Source organism: Streptomyces sp. NPDC041940, assembly GCF_055589465.1.
In genome coordinates this window covers 1-21,779 of the sequence record NZ_JBVJBP010000002.1, presented here as the reverse complement: position 1 = coordinate 21,779, position 21,779 = coordinate 1, and the positions used below count along the sequence as shown (strand labels likewise).

Here is a 21,779-nt window from a genome sequence, read left to right as displayed (position 1 = left end):
CCCCCGTGGCCACACGCTTCGAAGCGCGCCTACGTCTTCCAGGGGACCGTCACCCTCGCCTCGATCCGGCTCTGGCTCCGTCCATGATGAGCCGGGCAGGCTTAGGCCTTCCCGGCGAGGGGGTGGTGCCTTCACTTCTCGGCGCGGCGGAGCTTACGGTTTGTGGGTTACCCAGAGCAGTTCCGCCGGCCAGCGGTATGCCCAGTCGGGTGGGTCGGTTTCGTTGTAGCCGTTGGGTGTTCCGAGTTCGGGTCGCGGCTCGATGAGGTCGTCGATGACGAGCCCCGCGCCGCGCAGGACCTTGACCCAGTCGCCGTAGGTGAGCTGATAGCTGGTCGCGCCGTCGTCTTCGGCGATGGTGTTCAGCCCGAAATAGTCCTGCTGCAGCGTCGTGGTCACGCGGCTGGCGGCTTCGTCGTAGCAAGCTTCGAACCATGGGCTGGCGACGTTGAACACCAGGCGCCCGCCTCGGCCCAGGACGCGTGCGGCCTGCGGGACGGCCAGGTGCGGGGGCGCCCAGCTGAGCCCACCGAAGTCGCAGAACACCAGGTCGAAGCTGTCGGCGGCGAAGGGGAGTTGTTCGGCGGCGCCTTGCACTAGCGGGTAGCGGGCCGCTCCCATCGCGCGGGCCGCTGCGGCGAGTTGGGCTTCCGACAGGTCGAGCCCGACCACGGTGGCGCCCTCGGCCGCGAGCGCCCTGGACCACTGGCCGGCGCCACAGCCGAGTTCGAGGACGCGCTTGCCGGTGACGTCACCCAGGGCGTTCAGGTGCGCGTCGGGGATGGAGTACATGCCCCACAGCCGGGGTGTGGCGCCGATTTGCGGGTCGTGCTTGTGCTGGTAGGCGCTGCTGATCCGGTTCCAGAGCCGCCGGTTGGCGGGGATGCTGTCCACGTGCCGACTCCAGCACTGCCTGCCTGAGGCGGTCAACACGAGTAGGGCACTGGCCGACCCTCGCCTCGATCCGGCCCCGGCTCGGCCCATGATCCGCCGGACGAGCCCTAACCGTGGTGTGCTTACGCTTCGGTCGGTGCTGCCTAAACCGGCCGCTGTCATGAGGCTCCGACCCGTTGCAACTGTGGCGCAGGGCCCGTTAACCGAACTAACTCGTGAGTTCTTGCAGGTCAGACGGCTTCTCCACTAGCTTCTCGGGATGCTTCAAGGCGATGTCCCCGAGCGGGACTTGGCAGCGTTCGTCCTGCCCGAGTTGGGCAGACTGCAGGAGACCGGTGATCAGTGGGCGCCGTACCAGTTGCTCGACCAGGATGGCGTTGTTGTCGACCCCGTCCGGGTCTTCTTCGCCGAGCTGCAGGCAGAGGACAAACCTGCCTCCACGGTCCGCTCATACGGCATGGACCTGCTGCGCTGGTGGCGGTTCCTGTGGGCTCTCAACATCGAGTGGAACCGGGCAACGCGTACTGATGCACGGGACTTCATCCGGTGGATGCAGATCGCGAACAAGCCCCAGCGCCTGCACTGGCGACACCGGAAGGCAGGCTACTCCGAGGAGACGGTGCCGAAGCCGCGGACGACGCGCAAGAAGATCCCCGGTACGCCGAACGCCATCACGGGCAAGGTCTCACCCAGCCCGCAGTACGCCGCGAGGACGCGCGCGCACTGCGAAACCGTGCTCCGCACGTTCTACGACTTCCACCAGGACGAGGGCACCGGGCCAATCATCAACCCGTTTCCGCTCGACCGCTCGCGTCGCAGCAGCCGCGCGTCCGCCCACCACACGCCTGACCGGCCCTTTGCCCAAGAGCGGACAGGCCGCTACCGGCCGACCATCCCGAAACGTGCGCCCCGGCGTATTCCGGACGAGATGTTCAACGCGCTGTTCGCCGCCCTCCGGCACAATCGAGATCGCGCTCTACTGGCTTTCTGGGTTTCCAACGGGGCCCGCGCAGAAGAACTGCTCACCAGCCGGCAGCGCGATGCGCTACCCGGTCAGCAGTTGGTCGGCGTGATCCGAAAGGGAACCCGCGCCTACCAGCAGCTTCCTTGCTCAACCGACGCCTTCGTCTGGCTGCGCCTCTACCAGGAGGAAACACGGCGAGATGGCATCCCGCGGGGCAAGAACCTGCCGTTGTGGTGGACCCTGAGGCGTCCCTGGCGCCCGCTGAACTACGACGCGGCGCGGGCGATGTTCAACCGCGCCAACGATCTCCTCGGGGCGAACTGGACGCTCCACGATCTACGCCACACCGCGTCCTACCGACTCGCCCGCGACCCCAACATGCCCCTGACCGACGTCCAATGGGTCCTCGGTCACGCCCATCTGACGACCACACAGCTCTACCTTCCGGCCAGCCAAGACGAAGTGATCGAACGTGTCCGCGCCCATCATGCACGCCGGGCAGAGCAGCGTGACCGGCCGCCCGCACCACCGGCCCCCGGCTACAACCCCGACTCGTTGAAGACTCTCTTCGGGAACTCATGGTGACGAGCACAGAGACCTTGCGCGCTCCGGCCGTCATCCGAGATGCACAGCCACTCGCCGGCGAGGCTCTCCGGGCAGCCAAGAAGCGTTTCCCGCCGCGGCCCTACGAGGACGCCTGGCCTGCCACCGGCCAGTCCTACGAGGAGGTCGTGGCTCAGCTGAACCGGCCTCCGCTTCGGGCCGCGAGCGAGTCCACCCATTTCTACCGGCGGCGAGGCGCAACGCTCATTCTCCGCTGGCTCCTGGACCAGCCGGGCTCCACCTGGCCACAACGGTGGAACGCGAGCCCCGCTGCAAACGCGACCGGGGCACAGTGGAACAAGCTCAACGCCAGCTGGGTCGGCTACGACGCGGCAAATGCGAACGGCATTCTGAACACGGGCCTGTTCGCCCTGGTCTGCGCCGATGTGCTCCGGCCGTCGCTCCACTGGCAGCTCACCCGGACCTCGACCAACCTCCGTGCCATCATCTGCCAGTACCGTGACCCTGAGGGATTTGCCCGCCTTCAGGAGCTGGTGGGCCCAGAATCGTGGTCCTCCCACCTCGGCATCCTCGCCAAGAACGTTCTGGTCAAGCTGGTCATCGCCAAGGGCGGGGGGCTGGCCGACATCAATGTCGGGGACGCCATTGAGTACATGGAAGCGCATCGAGCTCAGCGGGCCACATCGGGCGGGCAAAGCCTGTTCTACTCCTGGCTGAAGGACCTGGGGCACCTGCCACCCGACGCGCCCGTGTCACTGAGGCTTCTGCACCGAACGTCCGGCCAGGTCTCGGTCGAGCAACTCGTCGACCGCTACCGCCCGCAGTCCAAGCCCATCCGGGATCTGCTGGTCGAGTACCTCAAGGAACGCCAGCCCACCGTGGACTTACACGTCCTTGGAGGACGCGTCCCGGACGCTTGTGAGGAACTTCTGGCTGCAGATTGAGCGCATCCAGCCCGGCATCGACACAATCGGGCTGCCGCCTGAAGTCGTGGGCGCATGGAAGCAGGTCAGCCGGACGAAGGTCACACGCCGCCGGCTGCCGGATGGCACAGTCCATGAGGCGGTGACGGAGCGGGCCAACTACGGCAACCTCATGATCGGAGTTCGAGCCCTCTACCTCGACCTGGCCCACTGGGCCGTCGAGGAACCAGAACGCTGGGGCCCGTGGGTTGCTCCCTGCCCGGTCAGCGCCGCCGACGCCAGTACCTCCAAGCACGAGAAACGCCGCAAGGCCAAGATGGACCAGCGCACCCGCGAACGACTGCCCGCGCTGTCCACCGTCGTCCGCGCCGCTAAGGCGAACTGGACAGAGGCCCGTGAGGGGATGGACGCCCTGCAGGCCGCCCCACTCGGCGGCCAGTTCACGTTCAGGGGCGGAACCTACACGCGCCAGAAGAAGGACTCGTCGACTCCGTTCCGGGCCTACGACGAGTCCGGCCGACGCATCCATCTGGGACTGCTCGAGGAACGGGCCTTCTGGGCCTGGGCCACGATCGAATTCCTGCAGCACACCGGCGTCCGGATCGAGGAGATGCTGGAGGCCAGCCATCACGCCTTGATCCAGTACAAGCTGCCCACCAGCGGTGACATAGTGCCTCTGCTCCAGGTCGCTCCCTCGAAAACAGACGAAGAACGGCTTCTCCTCGTCAGCCCAGAACTGGCCGACGTCCTCAGCACGATCATCGCCCGCGTCCGTGACCCTCGAACAGGCGCGATCCCGATGCTGCCCAACTACGACGTCGCGGAGAAGATCTGGAACCCGCCGATGCCGCTGCTGTTCCAGTGGACATACGGAGGCCAGCGCACGCCAGTGTCCCGACAAATGATCCGCGACGGTCTCAACGAGGTCCTGAAACGGACCGGGCTCACCGACTCCGCGGGCCAGCCCCTCGACTTCGCTCCGCACGACTTCCGAAGGATCTTCATCACCGACGCAATCCGCAGCGGCCTGCCGCCCCACATCGCGCAGGTCCTCGCAGGTCACTCCGACATCAACACCACGATGGGCTACAACGCCATCTACCCGGCGGACGCCATTGAAGCCCATCGCGCGTTCATCGCCCGTCGTCGATCGCTTCGTCCCAGCAAGGAATACCGGACCCCGACGAACGAGGAGTGGGACGCCTTCCTCGCCCACTTCGAGAAACTGAAGGTGTCCATCGGTACCTGCGCACGCGCCTTCGGGACCCCATGCATTCATGAACACGCTTGTGTCAGATGCTCACTCCTCCGACCTGACCCGGCCCAACGGGCACGGCTTGCCGAGATCCGCGACAACTTGATCGCCCGAGTCACCGAAGCCGAGACGGAAGGCTGGCTCGGCGAGGTCGAAGGTCTCCAGATCAGCCTGGCTGGCGCCGAGGAGAAACTCAGCCAGCTCGACGTACAGATCTCCCGGCAGCAGGAGTCCGTTGACCTGGGAATTCCCACCTTCCGGGAGATCGTTGCTCACACCACTACCGTGGCCACACCGCCGGAGCCTTCGTGACCAGGACGGTCGTCACCTCCGGCGATGCTCAGTGGACGTCGGCACAGAACGCGGCGGCGCTGACGAGCTTCATCCACGCGGATGATCTACACCACCCCGACCCAGGCCACGGGCACGCTCTACGGGCGGCGGGCCAGAAAGTGGGTGTCGAGGAAGCCACGCTCGGACGCTGGGTCGTGGAGCAACCGAGCCACCGTGACAAGGCCGGCACCGGCCAGCAACTCGGCAAACTGCTCCGCCGGCCAGCTATAAGCGGGCGCCACCTTGTGGTCGAAGCGGACCGGCTCCGGCCCCTCCGTCCCGAAGAAGGACACCAGGAGCAGACCCCCTGGTGCCAGGACACGCACCTGCTCAGCGAGCAGTGCGGGCAATTCTCCAGGTGGGGTATGGATCATCGAGTAGTGGGCCAGCACCCCGCCGAGCGCGCCGTCCTCGACCGGCAGGGCCTCCATGCGCGCTTCGTCGAACCGCAGCGCCGGCTCGGCCCGCCGAGCGTGGTCGACCATGGCCGGGGAGAGGTCGAGCCCGAAGGCGTCCAGCCCCAAGTCGTGCAGCATGGCTGTCAGATGACCGGGTCCGCACCCGACGTCGGCTACCCGCAGGTTCCCCGAATCGCGCACGAGCTCGGCGAAGGTGCCGATCATGTTCCGCGCGAACGGCCGCGTCTCCAACCGACTAGTGAACATCGACGCATAGAGCTCGACGACCCCGTCGTAGGCCGCCCTGGTCTCATCCTGGTGTTTTAACACGGGCAGGAAACTAACACCCGCGCCGTTCGCAGCCGTTCTCCGGCCCTTCCTCTCGGGACTGATCGTCCCGTCACCGGATCACGGGACGCCTCGGTAGTTCGGAGAAGAGGCCCCGAATCTGCTCCGTGTCGTGATCGTGGTGACGGACCAGGCATGGATCACGGACGCACAGACCGCGCACCGATCGTCGTGCCAGGCAGCGAAAGCGATGTACCGCGCCGCCTCTTCGCCCCCCATCGAAGCGGAGCCGAAGGTCATCGAAGGGCCGCCATAGTAGACGGCCACGTCATCCCGAGTCCCACAGCGCCACGTTGTTCGGACGCTTCTGGGTGAGCATCGCAACGCGAAGGGGGATAGGGCACTCGAAGGCATGGCCGACAGCCTCAACGACTTGGCAAAGACAACCGGGACGCACACGGAAGCGCCATCCGAGCCGAGTGTCAGCAGCACGCAGAGCGTCTCCGACGGGATCCAGGAGGGGGCGACTCGACTTCCTAGAACGTCATTTCATCACGACTCGGTGACGTGTACACACATTTCCTCCACATGTGCTTTACGGTGTTCCGACGTTCAACCTTGGGGGGACTCATGCGCATTCGCGCTATTGCAGCCAGTGCTGCCCTGCTCCTGGCCGTTCTCACCGCATGTGGGGGTGGCGGCAGCGACAGCTCGTCGGCTTCGAAGTCGAAGGCGCCGGCCAGCAAGTCGAAGAAGGTCGACTGCACAAGCCGGACTCTCGACCAGGCGGAGTGGATGAAGCACTGCGCCGACGAGGCCAGCCCTGACTCCGGCACCGAGGCGAAGTCGACGGGCCTGAAGTTCAGCGAGTCGTACACCTGGCCCGACGGGCTGAAGGTCAGCGTGGTCGACGCGAAGGTGTTCACCGACTACGACAAGGAGCTGCTTGAGTCGCCGGAGCCCGGCAAGAGGGACTTCCGAGTCACACTGAAGCTGGAGAACGCCGGCAAGGAGCCGGCCGCCCTGGATGACCTGTCGCTCATCGTCGAGGGGGCGACGAACGGTGGGGCGGCTGAGTTCACCGCCTTCGAGAACGGGTCGCAGCCGCTTGAAGGTCGGCTCGCTCCGGGCGTGACCGCCTCGAAGAATGCCGACAACGTCCTCGAGACGAAGTACGGCAAGAAGGTCGTGGTGACAGTGCAGCGGAACAGCGAGGACTTCGACCTGGAGTTCCCTGAGTTCACGGGCGAGATCACCGGCTGAGGTCGGGAACGACGAAGCGCCTCCGTCGCTGTGGTGCAGCCTTGAGCGCCGTGGCGCGATACTTCGCACCGAGTTGCAACGCCGATGCGCGGCGCGGGCGTTGGCCCGGTCGAGGAGAGCACCACTGCGGGACAGCGGGTGTCGGGCGTCGAGCTCGTACCCGATATGGAGGCCGCCGATCCAGCACGGCAGCTGCTGCGAGTGCAGTGAGGCTGCGGCAGGGGCGCCCGTTGCGGAGGTTTCCGGCCACGGGCGCCACCCTTCTGCCTACCGCTTGAGGACTGCCCACTCGGCGTTTCCGGGGAGGCTCTCAGACGTATAGAGGACGCGCTCGGGCCTCTGGTCGCCGGGGACGGCCTTCTTGAGGCAGGCCTTGATGTCCACGGCCCCCAGACGTAGCCCTCGGTGTCGAACTCCTCGTCAGGACTGACGGAGTTCTTGGCGGCGTCCTCCTGCTCGTAACCCATGACGGTCGTCTCGAAGGCGAGGCCTTCGTCAGTAGCTCAGGTGAGCGTCTCCCCGAATACCTTGGGAGGCTCCCGTGCCGCATGGTTCAAGCTGTCCACACCACATCCCCGGCTGCTGTAAGTTCCCGCCCATGGCCACGAGCAAAGAGATCGAGAACCCGGAGTCGCGCTTCTCCGCGGTGCTGGCGAGTGCCGCCAGGCTTCCGGGTGTGCGTATCCACAGGGAGGAATACCTCCGGAAGGCGCTGGCCCGCTATTGCTCCGAGGACGAGATCCGCAGGGCGATCGAAGAGACCCCCGCAGCGGCAGGCATCTCTCTCGATGTCCTGGACAAAGCGGCCAACGACTCCATCAAGTACGAAGCCGCCAAGGCCAGTGCCCTCTCCGCGGCTGCCGGGATACCCGGTTTCATCGCCCTTCCCGCCACTGTGCCCGCCGATACGGCCCAGTACTTCGGCCATATGCTGCGCATCGCGCAGAAGCTCGCCTATCTCTATAGCTGGCCGGATCTGCTCTCCGACGACAACGATGACCTCGACGACGCGACCAAGGGAGTGCTCACACTCTTCTTCGGCGTCATGTTCGGCACCCAGTCGGCGAACGCCGCCGTGGGGAAGGTCGCGGGGATGATGTCGAAGCAGGTCGCCAAGAAGCTGCCGCAGAAGGCACTCACCCAGGGCGTCATCTACCCCATCGTGAAGAAGGTCGCGGGCTATCTCGGCGTTCAGATGACGAAGCAGACCTTCGCGAAGTCCGTCTCCAAGGCCATCCCCGTCGTCGGGGCCGTCGTTTCCGGCGGGCTCACTCTCGCGACCTACCTCCCCATGGCCAAGAGGCTGAAGAAGCACCTCGCCAGCCTGGAGCTGACGAAGCCGGCGCACCGGGTCGTCGACGAGGAGGTCATGGACGGGGAGGTCGTAGACGGGGAAGTTGTGGAAGGGGACGAGTCCTTCCCCACGATCCCCGAGCAGCACGACGCGGACGACACCGCCGTCAAGCTGCAGAAACCGCACTCGTCCTAGCCCGCCCGTAGGAGAAGAAGCACCGTCCCGCAGCTCCGGGGCGCGCATCCGGCGTTGTCGGTGACGCCTGGCAGGATGCGCGCCATGGCATCGAGAGGCGACAGCGACGAGGCGTACGTGGTCGGCCTGTGCAACCGCGTGCTCGGCGAAGAGGCCCTGACCCAGCACCGGTTCGAGTGGCTGTTGGGCGACCCGGGGGCCGGGGGCCGGCAAGTCAGGCTGCCGGTCGACGCGTACTGGCCCGGTCACCGGCTGGTGGTCGAGTACCGGGAGCTCCAGCACGACCAGCCGGTGCCGCACTTCGACAAGCCGGACCGGCTCACGGTGAGCGGTGTGCACCGGGGCGAGCAGCGAGCCCTGTACGACGCCCGCCGCGCCACCGAGATCCCCGCGCACGGGCTGCGGCTGGTGGTGGTCCGCCCAGCCGACCTCGACGCTGACGGGCGCGGGCGGCTGCGGCGCAATGAGGAGGCCGACCTGGCGGCGCTGCGGAGGATCCTGGTCCGGGACAGCGACGAGGACCGGGTCACCGACGCCTTCCGCACCTGGCTGCTCGGCCAGGGGTGGGCACCCGTCGAGCCCACGGATCGCTGGACAGACCTCGAAGCCGTGCGTGGCGAGGAGCGGTTGATCTGCGAGGCCAAGGGCCGCACCCAGGAGAAGGGCATCGATGCGGACATCGCCTATGGCCAGTTGCTGCGCCGAATGACGAGCCGGGACGCCCGGACACGGTACGCACTCGTCGTACCGTCCTCGTCCGTGAAGGCCGTCGAGCGGGTTCCGACCCATGTCCGCAAGCTGCTGCGGATCGACGTGTACGAGGTGACGGACGATAACGACGTGCGTCGGCTGACCGCGTGAGCGGACACGCCCCGACAAGCCCGACAGCCTCGGCCAGGGGTGTGGGCACGGGATCTTCGGGTCATGACCACTTCCCCCCGTTACCGTTTCGTGTCTCCGCAATGGGGCCTTCGGCTCCGGCATGACTTCCCACCGTCATGTTTTCCGCGGTCCTGCAAGAGTGCCGCTGCACTTCATGCCGAAGTCCGGGCAGCGCGGGCGGGCGGCGATCGGCCGGTTCATGGTCGATGAGCTTGCCGAGGCTGATGAGGTGCCCGAGGCTCCCGCTGGAAATGGATCTCCCCAGATTCTCCCCAGCGGTGGTGGATCATGACCGAGGTGGCCTTCCGTGACACCCTGAAGGCCACCCCTAAAGATCACGCGAGAGCAGTGTTTTCCCAGCTCACGGTGTGTAGACCGTCGGGCGAGGGGCGGTCGCCATCCCGTTCCCGAGGAAGAAGCTCGGGTGCGGGGGCTGGTTGTAGGCCGTGTTCTGCCAGGCCAGGGCCGTGCGGTACTGCGTGTCGTGGAGCAGGGTGGTGATCCTCGTGTTCGTCTCGTGCGGGGTCGAGTAGACGCGCAGGGCCGTGTTGTCGCTGGTGCGCCAGACGACTTCCTCGCGCCAGTCGCCGAGGAGGTCGCCGGACAGGACGGGCGTGGACTTCGTGCCGTTGTTGGAGGAGACCCCGGAGCCGGTCAGCAGGCGGGTGTCGCCCGAGGTGCCGTACTTGTCGATGCGGGTGCCGTCGAGGAGTTCGCGGACGGGGTCGCCGTCCCACCAGGACAGGAAGTTGATGCTGGAGGGTTCCCGGCCGAGGGAGGTGCCGGTCGCCGAGCGCAGGGTGGTGTCGGAGGCGGACCAGGCCTCGGCGCCCGCGCTGCCGGCGTAGATGTCGGCGGCCACTCCCCGGCCGTTGTCGGCGCCGGAGGCGGTCTTCCAGAGGATCGCGCCGGTGCGGGCGTCGGCCATCCAGGAGCCGGGCTGGCTGGTGCTCTCCGAGACCTTGAAGTACTCCAGGCCCGCGCGGGACGGGTTCAGGTCGCCGACATGGCCGGCGTCGCCGTGCCCCGTCTTGGTCGTCCAGAGCCCGTTGCCGTTGTCGTCCACGGTCATCGCTCCGTAGACGATCTCGTCCTTGCCGTCCGCGTCGACGTCCGCGACGGAAAGGCTGTGGTTGCCCTGGCCGTCGTAGCCCTTGCCGCTGTTGGTGGAGGAGCTGGTGTCGAAGGTCCAGCGGCGGGTGAAGGAGCCGTTCCGCCAGTCCCAGGCGGCGATCACCGTGCGGGTGTAGTAGCCGCGCGCCATGATCAGGGAGGGGCGGGAACCGTCCAGGTAGGCCGTGCCCGCGAGGAAGCGGTCGACGCGGTTGCCGTAGGAGTCGCCCCAGGAGGAGACGGTGCCGCGGGCCGGGACGTAGTCGACGCTCTGCATCGCCTTGCCGGTCTGGCCGTTGAACATCGTCAGGTACTCGGGGCCCGCCAGTACGTAGCCGCTGGAGTTGCGGTGGTCGGCGGAGGAGCTGCCGAGGACCGCGCCGGTGCCGTCCTTGGTGCCGTCGGCGGTCTTCATGGCGACCTCGGCCTTGCCGTCGCCGTCGTAGTCGTACACCTGGAACTGCGTGTAGTGCGCGCCGGAGCGGATGTTGCGGCCCAGGTCGACACGCCACAGCCGGGTGCCGTCGAGCTTGATGCCGTCGACGATGGTGTTCCCCGTGTAGCCGGACTGGGAGTTGTCCTTGGCGTTGGTGGGCTGCCACTTCAGGACGATGTCCAGGGCGCCGTCGCCGTCGAGGTCGCCGAGGGAGGCGTCGTTGGCGTCGTAGGTGTAGGCCACCCCGTCGGGGGTCGTGCCGCCGGCGGGCGGGGAGATCGGGATGTCCTTGTAGCCGGTGCGGAACTGGACCGCGTGCACCGAGTCGCCCTGCTCCGTGCCGTTCACGACGGCGCGGACCGTGTAGTCGGCCTGGGCGGGGGCGCCGGAGTGGAAGTAGTTCGTGGAGCCGGTGACCGGCGTGGAGTTGACCTTCGTACCGGCCCGGTAGACGTTGAAGGAGACGTTGTCCGGGTCGGTGCCGAGCCAGCGCCAGCTGACCAGGTTGCCGCTGCCGGTGTGGACGCTGACCACGCCCCGGTCGAGCTTCTCGACCTGCCGGGCGGTGGCGGCCTGGGCGTCGCCGGTGGCGAACGTGGTCAGGCCGGCGCCGGCGAGCGCCGCCGTGGCGACGGCCACCGGGAGGAGCACACGGCGTCTGCGGTGTCTGTGGGGGTGCTTCACGTGACGGACCTCCTGGGAGGACGGGCGGGTTCCGCCTCTCAGTCGCCGCCGGGGGCACGGGAGTTGCCGTACCGCTCGGCCAGTTCGGCGACCGTGCGGGCGATGCGCGACCGCAGGTCCTCCGGGGCCAGTACCTCGATGCCCGTGCCGAGGCGCAGGAACTCGGCGTGGGCGTGCTCGACGGACTCGATGGGGACCGTGGCACGCGTCCAGCCGTCCTCGTCCGTACGTCCGTCGCGCCGGACCGCCTCCCCCGCCGGGCCGGTGAGCGTCGTCCCCGGGGCCAGTCGCACCACCGCCTCGCCGCGGTGCAGCCGGTCGTGGAAGTCGCGCTGGTACGCCGTCCAGTACGCGGCCAGGTCGAAGTCGCCGGGGCGGGAGAACTCCTCGCCGCCGGTGGCTAGTTCGAGGATCTGGTCCACGCGGAAGGTGCGCGGTCCCGGCCCGGCGACGACATACCAGCGGCCCGCCTTCAGCACCAGCCCGTACGGCTCCAGGCGGCGCTCCACGTCGGTGGGCTCGCGCCAGCGGCGGTAGCGGACGTGCAGCACGTGTCCGCTCCAGACGGCGTCGGCGACGGCCGGAAGGTACGGGGTGTCGTCGGCGTCCGTGTACCAGCCGGGGGCGTCCAGGTGGAAGCGGCCGCTGATCCGGTCGGCATGGGTGCGCAGCTCCGCCGGCAGGGCGGCGCGCACCTTGAGCTGGGCGGCGGCCAGGACCGAGCCGAGGCCGAGCTGGGCGGCGGCAGCGGGGGCGCCCGCGAGGAAGAGCGCCTCCGCCTCGCCGGTGGTGAGGCCGGTGAGACGGGTGCGGTAGCCGTCGAGGAGGCGGTAGCCGCCGGCGTGGCCCGCGTCGCCGTACAGCGGGATCCCGGCGGCGCCCAGGGCCTCCACGTCCCGGTACACCGTCCGTACCGACACCTCCAGCTCCTCGGCGAGCTGGGCGGCGGTCATCCGGCCGCGGGTCTGGAGCAGCAGGAGGATCGAGACGAGCCGGCTGGACTTCACTGACACAGGATGTCAGTGAAGCGGCCTTAGCGTCCCGCCATGCCCTTCACGGAGAAACACCTGACCGTGCCGCCGCCCATCGAGGTGGCGGGACGGCGGGTCAAGCGCTACCACGTGACCGCCGACCCGGCGGGCATCGCACCCGAGGTGGAGGAGACCGCCTACCGCTTCCTGCCCACGCTGCTGCCGAAGCCGGATGGCACTCCCCCGGCGACGTTCGTCGTCCTGCACCGGGGCGGTGACGACGGTGCCTATCTGAACGCCTACAGCTGGGTGTGGGACAACGTCCTGCACTTCGGGGGCGCGGCGGCGGGCCAGCCCGTCCTCGGCTGCCCGGACAACGACCCCACCCACTTCGTCGCGCCCGGCAGGCCGTGGATCGGCTGCGTCTGGGAGCTGCCGCCGATCCTGCACGAACGCGATGCCTGGGTGCGCCACATACTCGCCCCCGCCACCCCCGACCTCGACGCCTACCTGGCCGACTCCCTGCCCGAGGGAACCACTGGAGACCGCTCATGAGCAGCCCGCACGACTTCGACTTCTTCCATGGCGACTGGCGGGTCCGGCACCGCCGGCTCACCGACTTCCTCGACCCGGACAGCGCCTGGGAGGAGTTCACCGGCACCAGTCACTGCCGGCCGCTGTTCGACGGTGCTGCCAACATCGACGAGATCGACCTGCCGCACCTGGGCTCGAAGGGCGCCACCCTGCGGCTGTTCGACCCGGTCACGAAGCTGTGGTCGCTGAACTGGGCCTCCAGCCGCACCGGCACCCTGTTCCCGCCCGTCTTCGGTCACTTCGAGGGCGACCGCGGCGAGTTCACCGGCAGCGACACCCACGACGGCAAGGACGTGCTGGTGCGGTTCGTGTGGTCGGGGGTGCGTGACACCGCCGCCCGCTGGGAGCAGGCCTTCTCCGTGGACGGCGGCCTGACCTGGACGACCAACTGGATCATGGACTTCACCCGGCCGGAGGATTCCTCGGCTTCCTGAAGGCCCGGAGGGTGAAGACCGGGTCGGGGCGCGGCCGGTCCTGGTCGGGGAGTTCGGCCAGCCGGTTGGCGAAGCCGTCGGCGAGCGGGTCGCCGGGCGGCAGCGTGACGAACCAGCCGCGTCTGAGGTCGGCCACCGTACGCCGTGGGCTGCGGCCCTGCCCGTGCCCCCGGAAGGAGGCCTGCCCGGCCGGGACCAGGCCGTGTGCGGCGGCGCCGGACACGACGTCCGCCGCTCCGTCGCGGACCGGGCTCGGCGGACGGGAGGACAGGACGACATCGATGTCACTGCCCACGTTGTGGGAGGCGGCCTTGTCGACCGTGGTGACGTAGACCCCGCCGGGCCGCAGTACCCGGGCGCACTCGCCGACGATGGCCCGCACATCGGCGGGCCCGGCGGCCAGGTGCAGCAGCCACACGCTGCTGACGGCGTCGAACTCGCCGTCCCGGAAGGGCAGCCGTCTGCTGTCGGCGAGCACGACCGCACCGGGCAGCCGGGCGGCGGCCTGCCGGGCCATCGCGAGGGCGAGGTCCACGCCGGTCACCCGCATGCCCTCGCGTGCGGCGGCGAGCCGCCGGGTCACTATGCCGGTGCCGCAGCCGAGGTCGAGCAGACCGCGCGTGTCCGGCGGTACGAGGCTCAGCACCGCATCCGCGGCGGCGGCCGCCCTGGGCTCGCCGCCGCGCGAGGCGTCGTACCGCGCCGCTTCCTTGTCGTAGTCGAGCACCCGGTCAGTGTGCCCCGTGCCCGGGGGCCAGGTCCTCCACCTTGCGGGCGAGCTCGACGTCCTTCTCGGTGACGGCGCCGCCCGCGCTGTGCGTGTGGACGGACAGCGAGACGGTGTTGTAGCCGAGCGTGAGGTCGGAGTGGTGGCCCAGCTCCTCCTGGACCTGGGCGATGTGCACGACCATCGCCGTCGCCGCGAAGTGCGAGCCGAGCCGGTAGGAGCGGGTGAGGCGGTCTCCGTCGAGCGACCAGCCCGGCAGCTCGGCCAGCCGGTCCTCGATCTCCTTCTGCGACAGCGGTTCGACGGGCATGGGCTGCGCTCCTTCCCTTGCGCCGGAATCCTCGGTGTCCTCTCAGCCTGCCACAGCGGGGCGCCCGAGACCCTGGTCAGAGGCGTGTGCCTGTCGGGCACGGCCGGTTCTCGACTACGGTCCTGACATGACCACTCACCCGTCCACGGCCGGCCAGGGGGTGGGTCCGCTGCTGCGGGCCTGGCGGGAGCAGCGCCGGGTCAGCCAGCTGGAGCTGGCCCTGCGCGCGGACTCCTCGGCCCGGCACATCAGCTTCGTCGAGACGGGCCGGTCCCGGCCGAGCGAGGAGATGGTGCTGCGGCTGGCCGAGCATCTGGACGTCCCCGTGCGGGAGCGCAACGCCCTGCTGCTGGCGGCCGGTTACGCCCCGCGCTACCCGGAGACGCCGCTGGACGACCCGGCGCTGGGCGCGCTGCGCGAGGGCATCGAGCGGCTGATCGGGGGCTACGAGCCGTATCCGGCGCTGGTGGTGGACGCGCTGTACGACGTGGTGGCGGCCAACCGGGGGATCATGACGCTGGTCGACGGCGTCTGCGCGTCCCTGCTGGAGCCGCCGCTGAACGCGATGCGGCTCGCCCTGCACCCGCGGGGCCTGGCCCCCCGCATCCGCAATCTCCGCGCCTGGCGCGGTCACCTGCTGGAGCAGATGGAGCGGCAGATCGCCCTGCACCGCTCCGAGCCGCTGCGGGAGCTGTACGAGGAGGTGGCGGCGTATCCGGTGCCGGAGGAGGACCCGGAGGCCGGGCCCGAGGAGCCTTCGGAGCCGGTGCCGTACTTCGCGCTGCCGCTGCGGATCGAGCACGAGGGGCGGACACTGTCGTTCATCTCCTCCATCTCCACGTTCAACACCCCGATGGACGTGACCGTCGCCGAACTGGCCATCGAGACGCTCCTGCCGGCCGACCCGGCGACGGCCAAGTACCTTCAGTCGCTGCTGTCCTGACGGGCTTTCAGGGCCGTGTGCTGGAGGACGGCGAACCCGGCCACGGTCAGGGCCTGGAGCACCGTCCACACGGCGCCCGCCGTGCTCGGCGTGAGCCACAGCGCCAGGGCCGCGAGGCTCACGACCGTCCAGGCGAGGTTGGCCTCGACGACGGCCCGCACGCCGAGTGCCGGCGGCTGCCGGCGGAAGGCCAGCAGGCCGACGCCCGCCGCGTAGGCGGCGAGGAACGCGCCGAGTGCGAGCAGCAGCGTGGAGCCGACGCCGAGGAAGCGCCCGAGGGATCCGGGGAACGCGAGGTAGGCGAGGGCGTTGGCGCCGGTCACCGCGGCGTCCAGCGCCAGGAAGCGGCGCAGCATCGACTGCGGCTCGGAGGTCCGGGCGAGTGCGGCGAGCTGGATCGCGGACATGGGACATCACCCTCCGTCGGGTCATGGTGCGGCTGGGAGCCGGGTCCCGGGCCGGAGTGCGCCGGCCCGGGGCGCGGTACGTCCACGATCGCGTTCCGGCCGCGCCCGGTCGATTACCCGCGGGGTAATGCCCCGGCGACACGTTCTCTCCGGTGATCTCCTCGCCGTCGGCCCTGGGAGACTGTCGGCGGTACATGGCAGACTGATCGCGGGCTTGGGCGCGTTGGGGAGGCGTGGCGTGAGTGAACGACGGGCCGCACCCACCGTGGGCCAGGTGGTGCTGGGCAAGCGGCTGCAGGAACTGCGCGAGGCGGCGGGCATCGGCCGTGACGAGGCCGCCCGGGTGCTGCGCGTCGCCCCCGCGACCGTCCGGCGGATGGAGACCGCCGACGTCGCGCTGAAGATCCCTTACGTGCAGATCCTGCTGACCGCGTACGGCGTGCCCGAGGACGAGGTGAGCGCGTTCGTCGACCTCGCCGAGGAGGCGAACCGGCCGGGCTGGTGGCAGCGGTTCCACGACGTGCTGCCGGAGTGGTTCAGCCTGTACGTGAGCCTGGAGGGCGCCGCCCGGATCATCCGCTCGTACGAGCCGCACTTCGTGCCGGGGCTGCTGCAGACCGAGGGGTACGCGCGTGCGGTGCTGCAGGCCGGGACCATCGCGAACGCGGGGCCGGAGGCGGTGGAGCGGCATGTGTCGCTGCGCATGGAGCGGCAGCGGCTCCTGGAGCGTGAGAACCCGCCGCACCTGTGGGTGATCATGGACGAGACGGTGCTGCGCCGCCCGGTGAGCGTCGACGGCCGGGTGATGCGCGACCAGCTGGACAAGCTGCTGGAGTACGCCGCGCGTGACCGGGTCACGCTGCAGATCGCAGAGTTCAAGGACGGCCCGCATCCGGGGACGTACGCCCCGTTCTCGCTGTTCCGGTTCGCCGAGCCCGAACTGCCCGACATGGTCTTCACCGAGTATCTGACGGGCGCGCTGTACCTGGACTCCCGCAAGGAGGTCTCCGCGCATCTGGAGGTCCTGGACCACATGACGGCAGGCGCGGGCTCGGCACAGCGTACGGAGACGCTGCTGCGCGAGTACCGCGAGGGGTTCTGACCCGTACGGGCCCCGTCGGCGGGTGTCCTCCCCGGCCCGCCCCTAGCGTCGGCATCACGCGGCAGGCAAGGGAGCGCACGCGAAGGAGGTCCGATGCCCGGATTCGAGCTGCTGTACCAGGCGGCCGCGCTGTGCCTGATGTACCCCGACGACGACTTCCGCGCCCGGCTGTCGCTGCTGCGCGAAGCCGCCCCGCAGCTGAGGGAGTTCGCCGACCACGCGGCCGTCACCCCGCCCCGGGAGCTGGCCGCGCACTATGTCGAGGTCTTCGAGGCCGGGCAGGACCACAGCCTGTACCTCAGCGTGTGGCGTGAGGCGGCTCCGGCGCCCTCCGAGGAGGTCTACCGCGCGCACGGCCTGGAGACCACCGGCGAGGAGCCGCCCGACTTCCTGCCCGCGGTGCTGGAGTTCGCGGCCCGCACGGGCAGCACCGAGCTGCTGACCGAGCACCGCGACGGCCTGGACCAGCTCCGGTCCAGGCTCACCGACTTCGGTACGCCGTACGCGACGGTCCTGGACGCGGTGTGCGCGACACTGCCGCCCTCGCACACCGGTCCCTAGGACCGGCGACGGTGGTCCGGCCTACGCGGCGCCGCCCTTCTCGTCCCGCTGGTCCTTCTCCTCGTCCACGATCTCCGCGTCGACCACGCCCTCCTCTTCCTGCGCGGTGCCGGGAGACTCCTGGGTGGGGGCCTGCTGGGCCTGGGCGTACATCGCCTGGCCCATCTTCTGGCTGACGGAGGCGAGTTTCTCGACCCCGGTGCGCAGGGCGGCGGTGTCCGCCTGCTGCTCCAGGTGTCCCTTCACCTCGGTGACGGCCGACTCGACCTCGGCCTTGGTGTCGGCCGGGATCTTGTCGCCGTTGTCGCGGAGGAAGTTCTCCGTCTGGTAGACGAGTTGCTCGGCCTGGTTGCGGGTCTCGGCGGCCTCGCGGCGGCTCCGGTCCTCCTCGGCGTACTGCTCGGCCTCGCGCATCATGCGGTCGATGTCTTCCTTGCCCAGGGCCGAGCCGCCGGTGACGGTCATCTTCTGCTCGCGGCCGGTCGCCATGTCCTTGGCGGAGACGTGCATGATGCCGTTGGCGTCGATGTCGAAGGCCACCTCGATCTGCGGGACGCCGCGCGGTGCCGGCGGCAGGCCCGTCAGGTCGAAGACGCCGAGCTTCTTGTTGTAGGCGGCGATCTCCCGTTCGCCCTGGTAGACCTGGATGCCGACCGAGGGCTGGTTGTCGGCGGCCGTCGTGAAGATCTCCGAACGCCGGGTCGGGATGGTGGTGTTGCGCTCGATGAGCTTCGTCATGATGCCGCCCTTGGTCTCGATGCCCAGGGACAGCGGGGTGACGTCGAGCAGCAGCACGTCCTTGACGTCGCCGCGCATGACGCCCGCCTGGAGCGCGGCGCCGAGCGCCACGACCTCGTCGGGGTTGACGCCCTTGTGCGGCTCCTTGCCGGTGAGTTCCTTGACCAGCTCGGTCACCGCGGGCATCCGGGTCGAGCCGCCGACGAGAATCACGTGGTCGACCGCGGAGAGCTTCACCCCGGCGTCGTCGACCGCCTGGTGGAAGGGCGCCTTGCAGCGGTTCAGCAGATCGGAGGTGAGCTCCTGGAACTGGGCCCGGGTCAGCTTCTCGTCGAGATGCAGCGGCCCTTCGGCGGAGGCCGTGATGTAGGGCAGGTTGATCGTCGTCTCGGTGGAGCTGGACAGCTCGATCTTGGCCTTCTCGGCGCCCTCGCGCAGCCGCTGCACCGCCATCTTGTCGCCCGCGAGGTCGACGCCGTACTGGCCCTTGAAGCGCTTGACGAGGTACTCGACGATCCGCTGGTCCCAGTCGTCGCCGCCGAGGTGGGTGTCGCCGTTGGTGGCCTTCACCTCGATGACGCCCTCGCCCATCTCCAGCAGCGACACGTCGAAGGTGCCGCCGCCGAGGTCGAAGACGAGGACCGTCTGGTCGTTCTCCTTGTCCAGCCCGTACGCCAGCGCCGCCGCCGTCGGCTCGTTGATGATCCGCAGCACGTTGAGGCCCGCGACCTCCCCGGCCTCCTTGGTCGCCTGCCGCTGGGTGTCGTCGAAGTAGGCCGGGACGGTGATCACCGCGTCGGTGACGTCCTCGCCGAGGTAGGACTCCGCGTCCCGCTTCAGTTTCTGCAGCACCCGGGCGGACAGCTCCTGCGCCCGGTAGCGGGTGCCGTCCACGTCGCCCTGGTCCGGGAAACGCCAGCTCGCGTCGCCCATGTAGCGCTTGACCGAGCGGGCGGTGCGCTCCACGTTCGTCACGGCCTGCCGTTTGGCGACCTCCCCCACCAGCACCTCGCCGTTCTTGGCGAACGCCACGACCGAGGGTGTGGTTCTTGCCCCCTCCGCGTTGGCGATGACCGTGGGCTCACCGCCCTCCAGTACGGCCACCACCGAGTTCGTGGTCCCGAGGTCGATCCCGACCGCTCGTCCCATCGCTGTCCCCTTCCGTCAGGGCACCGGCCACTCACTCCCCACTCTCCAGCACAAAACTTGAGTGCGCCGTTGTCAATGCCGCGAAGGGGTGATGGGCCCGCGCAGGGCCACGGCGCGCCGGGGCCGGTCGGTGACCAGCACGTCCACGCGCGGGTGGGCGAGGAACGCCCGCATCAGGGTGTCGTCGTTGACCGTCCACACCATGGTGAACAGGCCGCGCCGGGTCGCCTCGCGCAGCACGGTGGTCCTGGCCAGCCGCTGGTGCACGGCGACGCCGTGGGCCCCGCAGGCGCGGATCCGGCGGGCGGGGAACAGCTCGCTCAGCCGGGTTCCCGGCAGCTGTGCCACGGCCAGGTCCCTGCGGTCGCGTCCCAGGGACAACGCGGTGCGCACCCCGGGGAAGGCCCGTGTCACGGCGGCGAGGGAACGGTCCTCCAGTGTCGTCACCACGAGTCCGTCCGTGCCGAGCAGGGCCACCGCCCGGTCGACCACCTCCTGCTCGTAGCCCACCTCCTTGAGGTCCAGGTGGGCCACGAGGCGCCCGGCGATCAGCGCCATGACCTCGTCCACCACCGGCACGTCGTAGCCGGCCCGCTCGCTCAGCTCGGCGTGGGTGAGCCGGGACAGCGGCGGCCCGCTGGGCCCGACCCGGGGGTCGTGGTAGACGACGAGGACACCGTCGGCCGTGCGGCGGATGTCGAACTCGACGTACTCCGCGCCGGACTCCAGCGCGTCCTTGTACGCCTCCCAGGTGGCGGCGTCGGCGCGCTCGGAGCCGCCCCGGTGGGCGGAGACGGCGGGGCGGGGCGTCATGGTCGGGGGCTCCCGGAGGGCGGGCGTGGGGGCGGTACGGGTACGGCGTCGTCGCCGGACGTGGGCAGCAGGGAGCCGGAGCGGGTGCTGACGCGCCTGAGCAGGACGTATCCGATCACGACGAGGACGACGAAGGGGAGCCAGGCCAGCGCGTAGGCCGTTCCGTAGGCGCGCAGGTCGAGGATGGAGCGGTGCTCGTCGACGTTGGTGCCGTTCACGCCGAAGAAGGCGAGCAGCAGGGTCGGCGGCAGGGCGATCAGGGTGGCGGCGGCGACGAGGCCCGACACGGTGCGGTCGCGGCGCTCGTCGCGCTCGGCGAGTTCGGCGTCCAGGGCGGCGGAGCGGGCGCTGATCACCGAGGTCAGCCGCTCGACCATACGGGCCGAGTTCTCCAGGCTGTCGCGGATGCCTAGGGCGTCGCGCTGCGAGGACTGGAAGGCCTCCATGACCATCTCGGGGATCAGCAGGCTGTCGACGTAGGCCTCGACGCCGAAGGCGAGGTCCAGCTGTAGTTCGTTGACGCCCGCGGACAGGCGGGAGATCAGGGTGCGGATCTCGGTGGGCGAGTCGGTGAGGGCCTGCTCGTTGGCCTTCATCATCGCGAAGGCGGCGAGCCGGGTGCGCTGGAGCACGGCCAGGGCGGAGACCATGCCGACGGCGACGAGCATCAGGCCGTTCTCGACGTGCGGGGCCCAGCCGGCCTGGACGGAGACGCCCCGGCCGAGGGCGGACAGGGTGAGGCCGTGGTTCCTGAGGTGCGGCGCGAGGCTGGCGTCGTAGGGCGTGGCGGGGTTCCAGGGCATCCGGCCGCGATAGACGATCTCGTTCAGCAGGATCGCCTTGCGGGCCTCGTCGGCGCTGAGCAGTTCCCGGTGTAACCGGCCGCCGGGGAAGACGAGTTGGTGCACGTTCTGGCCGAGGGCGAGCGGGCGGCCGAGCTGCTCGGTCAGTGTCTGGAGCAGCGGGCGGTCGTCGAGTTCGATGCGCTCGCGGTCGAAGCAGGTCGTGGCCAGCCAGGCGGCGAGGTCGCCGGCGGTGGTCTCGCCCGCGAAGGCGCAGTCCACGACCAGGGTGGCGTCGCCGCGCGGGGTGGCGACGACGAGGATCCGCGAGGAGGCGAGGCCCAGGCCGTGGTCGCCGTGCGGCAGCCGCAGCCGGCGGGGCGCGATCTGTTCGTCGAGGACCGGGACGGGGAGCACGTCCTGGCTGGTCATCAGGTGGGAGGCGAAGCGGCCGTAGTCGTAGCGGTCGACGAGGGCGCCGAGGCCGGTGTCCCGGGGGCGGAGCCGTCCGGAGAGGCTGAACAGCAGCAGGACGCGGGTCCGGTCACGGGTGGCGGAGTCGAGCACCGTGGCGTTCGGGGACGTTCCCGGCAGCATCGCGTTCCTTCCGGCCGGCCGGTTCGAGAGCGTCTGGTTCCTACCCCGGCCGCGGGTGGCGAACCGACGTCGGGGGGGGGGGGGGGGGGGGGGGGGGGGGGGGGGGGGGGGGGGGGGGGGGGGGGGGGGGGGGGGGGGGGGGGGGGGGGGGGGGGGGGGGGGCGG

At 69.7% G+C, this 21,779-nt stretch carries 21 protein-coding genes; 11 read left to right on the top strand and 10 right to left on the bottom strand.

Annotation, left to right across the window (positions count from 1 at the left end; genetic code table 11):
* Positions 1–153: 153 nt before the first annotated feature.
* A complete protein-coding gene (locus tag ACZ6I3_RS04800) occupies positions 154–894 on the bottom strand; it encodes a class I SAM-dependent methyltransferase (protein WP_469411744.1) in 741 nt (246 codons plus the stop codon).
* Between the two features lie 259 nt (positions 895–1,153).
* On the opposite strand from ACZ6I3_RS04800, the gene ACZ6I3_RS04795 reads away from it, so the two are divergent.
* From ACZ6I3_RS04795 to ACZ6I3_RS04785, 3 genes are read left to right on the top strand one after another with little or no spacing between them, the layout of a single operon-like run.
* Positions 1,154–2,443: a tyrosine-type recombinase/integrase gene (locus ACZ6I3_RS04795; protein WP_469411742.1), complete on the top strand. Its 1,290-nt coding sequence runs from the start codon at positions 1,154–1,156 to the stop codon at positions 2,441–2,443.
* Positions 2,437–3,366, top strand: a complete 930-nt coding sequence (locus ACZ6I3_RS04790) for a hypothetical protein (protein WP_469411740.1) — start codon at positions 2,437–2,439, stop codon at positions 3,364–3,366. Before ACZ6I3_RS04795 ends, ACZ6I3_RS04790 begins: the two co-directional genes overlap by 7 nt.
* On the top strand, positions 3,317–4,912 hold the full coding sequence (locus ACZ6I3_RS04785; RefSeq protein WP_469411738.1) for a tyrosine-type recombinase/integrase: 1,596 nt from the start codon (positions 3,317–3,319) through the stop codon (positions 4,910–4,912). Before ACZ6I3_RS04790 ends, ACZ6I3_RS04785 begins: the two co-directional genes overlap by 50 nt.
* A gap of 119 nt (positions 4,913–5,031) precedes the next feature.
* Here the strand turns inward: ACZ6I3_RS04785 and ACZ6I3_RS04780 are convergent, their stop codons facing one another.
* Positions 5,032–5,661: a class I SAM-dependent methyltransferase gene (locus ACZ6I3_RS04780; protein WP_469411736.1), complete on the bottom strand. Its 630-nt coding sequence runs from the start codon at positions 5,659–5,661 to the stop codon at positions 5,032–5,034.
* A 588-nt stretch (positions 5,662–6,249) separates the two neighbouring features.
* Between ACZ6I3_RS04780 and ACZ6I3_RS04775 the strand changes: the two genes are divergently transcribed.
* From ACZ6I3_RS04775 to ACZ6I3_RS04765, 3 genes are all read left to right on the top strand, one after another.
* Positions 6,250–6,882, top strand: coding sequence for a hypothetical protein (locus ACZ6I3_RS04775; RefSeq protein ID WP_469411734.1), 633 nt, complete (start codon positions 6,250–6,252; stop codon positions 6,880–6,882).
* 598 nt (positions 6,883–7,480) lie between these two features.
* Positions 7,481–8,371 carry a hypothetical protein gene (locus ACZ6I3_RS04770; RefSeq protein WP_469411733.1) on the top strand — a complete coding sequence of 297 codons (891 nt, stop codon included), beginning with the start codon at positions 7,481–7,483 and terminating at the stop codon, positions 8,369–8,371.
* A gap of 84 nt (positions 8,372–8,455) precedes the next feature.
* The gene (locus ACZ6I3_RS04765) at positions 8,456–9,232 is read left to right on the top strand and encodes a hypothetical protein (protein WP_469411731.1); all 777 of its coding nucleotides are present in this window, start codon (positions 8,456–8,458) and stop codon (positions 9,230–9,232) included.
* A gap of 382 nt (positions 9,233–9,614) precedes the next feature.
* Here the strand turns inward: ACZ6I3_RS04765 and ACZ6I3_RS04760 are convergent, their stop codons facing one another.
* Both ACZ6I3_RS04760 and ACZ6I3_RS04755 read right to left on the bottom strand, forming a co-directional pair.
* A complete protein-coding gene (locus ACZ6I3_RS04760; RefSeq protein WP_469411729.1) occupies positions 9,615–11,486 on the bottom strand; it encodes a rhamnogalacturonan lyase in 1,872 nt (623 codons plus the stop codon).
* A 38-nt stretch (positions 11,487–11,524) separates the two neighbouring features.
* Entirely contained in the window at positions 11,525–12,493 is a 969-nt protein-coding gene (locus ACZ6I3_RS04755) for a helix-turn-helix transcriptional regulator (RefSeq protein WP_469411727.1), read from the bottom strand.
* A gap of 39 nt (positions 12,494–12,532) precedes the next feature.
* Here ACZ6I3_RS04755 and ACZ6I3_RS04750 point away from each other — a divergent pair, with 39 nt between their 5' ends.
* Together ACZ6I3_RS04750 and ACZ6I3_RS04745 are read left to right on the top strand one after the other, a co-directional pair.
* Entirely contained in the window at positions 12,533–13,012 is a 480-nt protein-coding gene (locus ACZ6I3_RS04750; protein ID WP_469411725.1) for a hypothetical protein, read from the top strand.
* Positions 13,009–13,485 carry a hypothetical protein gene (locus tag ACZ6I3_RS04745; RefSeq protein ID WP_469411723.1) on the top strand — a complete coding sequence of 159 codons (477 nt, stop codon included), beginning with the start codon at positions 13,009–13,011 and terminating at the stop codon, positions 13,483–13,485. Before ACZ6I3_RS04750 ends, ACZ6I3_RS04745 begins: the two co-directional genes overlap by 4 nt.
* Here ACZ6I3_RS04745 and ACZ6I3_RS04740 read toward each other — a convergent pair.
* Positions 13,454–14,212 carry a class I SAM-dependent methyltransferase gene (locus ACZ6I3_RS04740; RefSeq protein WP_469411721.1) on the bottom strand — a complete coding sequence of 253 codons (759 nt, stop codon included), beginning with the start codon at positions 14,210–14,212 and terminating at the stop codon, positions 13,454–13,456. The two genes, ACZ6I3_RS04745 and ACZ6I3_RS04740, sit on opposite strands and share 32 nt — an antisense overlap.
* A gap of 4 nt (positions 14,213–14,216) precedes the next feature.
* Positions 14,217–14,522: a 4a-hydroxytetrahydrobiopterin dehydratase gene (locus ACZ6I3_RS04735; protein ID WP_469411719.1), complete on the bottom strand. Its 306-nt coding sequence runs from the start codon at positions 14,520–14,522 to the stop codon at positions 14,217–14,219.
* Positions 14,523–14,649: 127 nt separating this feature from the next.
* On the opposite strand from ACZ6I3_RS04735, the gene ACZ6I3_RS04730 reads away from it, so the two are divergent.
* Positions 14,650–15,465 carry a helix-turn-helix domain-containing protein gene (locus tag ACZ6I3_RS04730; RefSeq protein ID WP_469411718.1) on the top strand — a complete coding sequence of 272 codons (816 nt, stop codon included), beginning with the start codon at positions 14,650–14,652 and terminating at the stop codon, positions 15,463–15,465.
* Here ACZ6I3_RS04730 and ACZ6I3_RS04725 read toward each other — a convergent pair.
* Complete coding sequence (locus ACZ6I3_RS04725; RefSeq protein WP_469411716.1) at positions 15,447–15,872, bottom strand: hypothetical protein; 426 nt, start codon at positions 15,870–15,872, stop codon at positions 15,447–15,449. The two genes, ACZ6I3_RS04730 and ACZ6I3_RS04725, sit on opposite strands and share 19 nt — an antisense overlap.
* A 238-nt stretch (positions 15,873–16,110) precedes the next feature.
* Between ACZ6I3_RS04725 and ACZ6I3_RS04720 the strand changes: the two genes are divergently transcribed.
* Positions 16,111–16,974 carry a helix-turn-helix domain-containing protein gene (locus ACZ6I3_RS04720; protein ID WP_469411714.1) on the top strand — a complete coding sequence of 288 codons (864 nt, stop codon included), beginning with the start codon at positions 16,111–16,113 and terminating at the stop codon, positions 16,972–16,974.
* 93 nt (positions 16,975–17,067) lie between these two features.
* On the top strand, positions 17,068–17,535 hold the full coding sequence (locus ACZ6I3_RS04715) for a nitrate reductase molybdenum cofactor assembly chaperone (RefSeq protein WP_469411712.1): 468 nt from the start codon (positions 17,068–17,070) through the stop codon (positions 17,533–17,535).
* 21 nt (positions 17,536–17,556) lie between these two features.
* Here ACZ6I3_RS04715 and dnaK read toward each other — a convergent pair whose 3' ends face one another.
* The 3 genes from dnaK to ACZ6I3_RS04700 form a co-directional block, all read right to left on the bottom strand.
* Positions 17,557–19,422, bottom strand: a complete 1,866-nt coding sequence (gene dnaK / locus ACZ6I3_RS04710) for a molecular chaperone DnaK (protein WP_469411711.1) — start codon at positions 19,420–19,422, stop codon at positions 17,557–17,559.
* 72 nt (positions 19,423–19,494) lie between these two features.
* Positions 19,495–20,235: a glycerophosphodiester phosphodiesterase family protein gene (locus tag ACZ6I3_RS04705; protein ID WP_469411708.1), complete on the bottom strand. Its 741-nt coding sequence runs from the start codon at positions 20,233–20,235 to the stop codon at positions 19,495–19,497.
* Complete coding sequence (locus ACZ6I3_RS04700; protein ID WP_469411707.1) at positions 20,232–21,614, bottom strand: hypothetical protein; 1,383 nt, start codon at positions 21,612–21,614, stop codon at positions 20,232–20,234. Before ACZ6I3_RS04700 ends, ACZ6I3_RS04705 begins: the two co-directional genes overlap by 4 nt.
* Between the last annotated feature and the right edge of the window lie 165 nt (positions 21,615–21,779).

Excerpts from the sequence above, each read along its gene's own strand:
- ACZ6I3_RS04795 (WP_469411742.1), top strand. The coding sequence starts at position 1,154 with ATGCTTCAAGGCGATGTCCCCGAGCGGGACTTGGCAGCGTTCGTCCTG.
- ACZ6I3_RS04790 (WP_469411740.1), top strand. The coding sequence starts at position 2,437 with ATGGTGACGAGCACAGAGACCTTGCGCGCTCCGGCCGTCATCCGAGAT.
- ACZ6I3_RS04775 (WP_469411734.1), top strand. The coding sequence starts at position 6,250 with ATGCGCATTCGCGCTATTGCAGCCAGTGCTGCCCTGCTCCTGGCCGTT.
- ACZ6I3_RS04770 (WP_469411733.1), top strand. The coding sequence starts at position 7,481 with ATGGCCACGAGCAAAGAGATCGAGAACCCGGAGTCGCGCTTCTCCGCG.
- ACZ6I3_RS04765 (WP_469411731.1), top strand. The coding sequence starts at position 8,456 with ATGGCATCGAGAGGCGACAGCGACGAGGCGTACGTGGTCGGCCTGTGC.
- ACZ6I3_RS04750 (WP_469411725.1), top strand. The coding sequence starts at position 12,533 with ATGCCCTTCACGGAGAAACACCTGACCGTGCCGCCGCCCATCGAGGTG.
- ACZ6I3_RS04745 (WP_469411723.1), top strand. The coding sequence starts at position 13,009 with ATGAGCAGCCCGCACGACTTCGACTTCTTCCATGGCGACTGGCGGGTC.
- ACZ6I3_RS04735 (WP_469411719.1), bottom strand. The coding sequence starts at position 14,522 with ATGCCCGTCGAACCGCTGTCGCAGAAGGAGATCGAGGACCGGCTGGCC.
- ACZ6I3_RS04730 (WP_469411718.1), top strand. The coding sequence starts at position 14,650 with ATGACCACTCACCCGTCCACGGCCGGCCAGGGGGTGGGTCCGCTGCTG.
- ACZ6I3_RS04725 (WP_469411716.1), bottom strand. The coding sequence starts at position 15,872 with ATGTCCGCGATCCAGCTCGCCGCACTCGCCCGGACCTCCGAGCCGCAG.
- ACZ6I3_RS04715 (WP_469411712.1), top strand. The coding sequence starts at position 17,068 with ATGCCCGGATTCGAGCTGCTGTACCAGGCGGCCGCGCTGTGCCTGATG.
- dnaK (WP_469411711.1), bottom strand. The coding sequence starts at position 19,422 with ATGGGACGAGCGGTCGGGATCGACCTCGGGACCACGAACTCGGTGGTG.
- ACZ6I3_RS04705 (WP_469411708.1), bottom strand. The coding sequence starts at position 20,235 with ATGACGCCCCGCCCCGCCGTCTCCGCCCACCGGGGCGGCTCCGAGCGC.
- ACZ6I3_RS04700 (WP_469411707.1), bottom strand. The coding sequence starts at position 21,614 with ATGCTGCCGGGAACGTCCCCGAACGCCACGGTGCTCGACTCCGCCACC.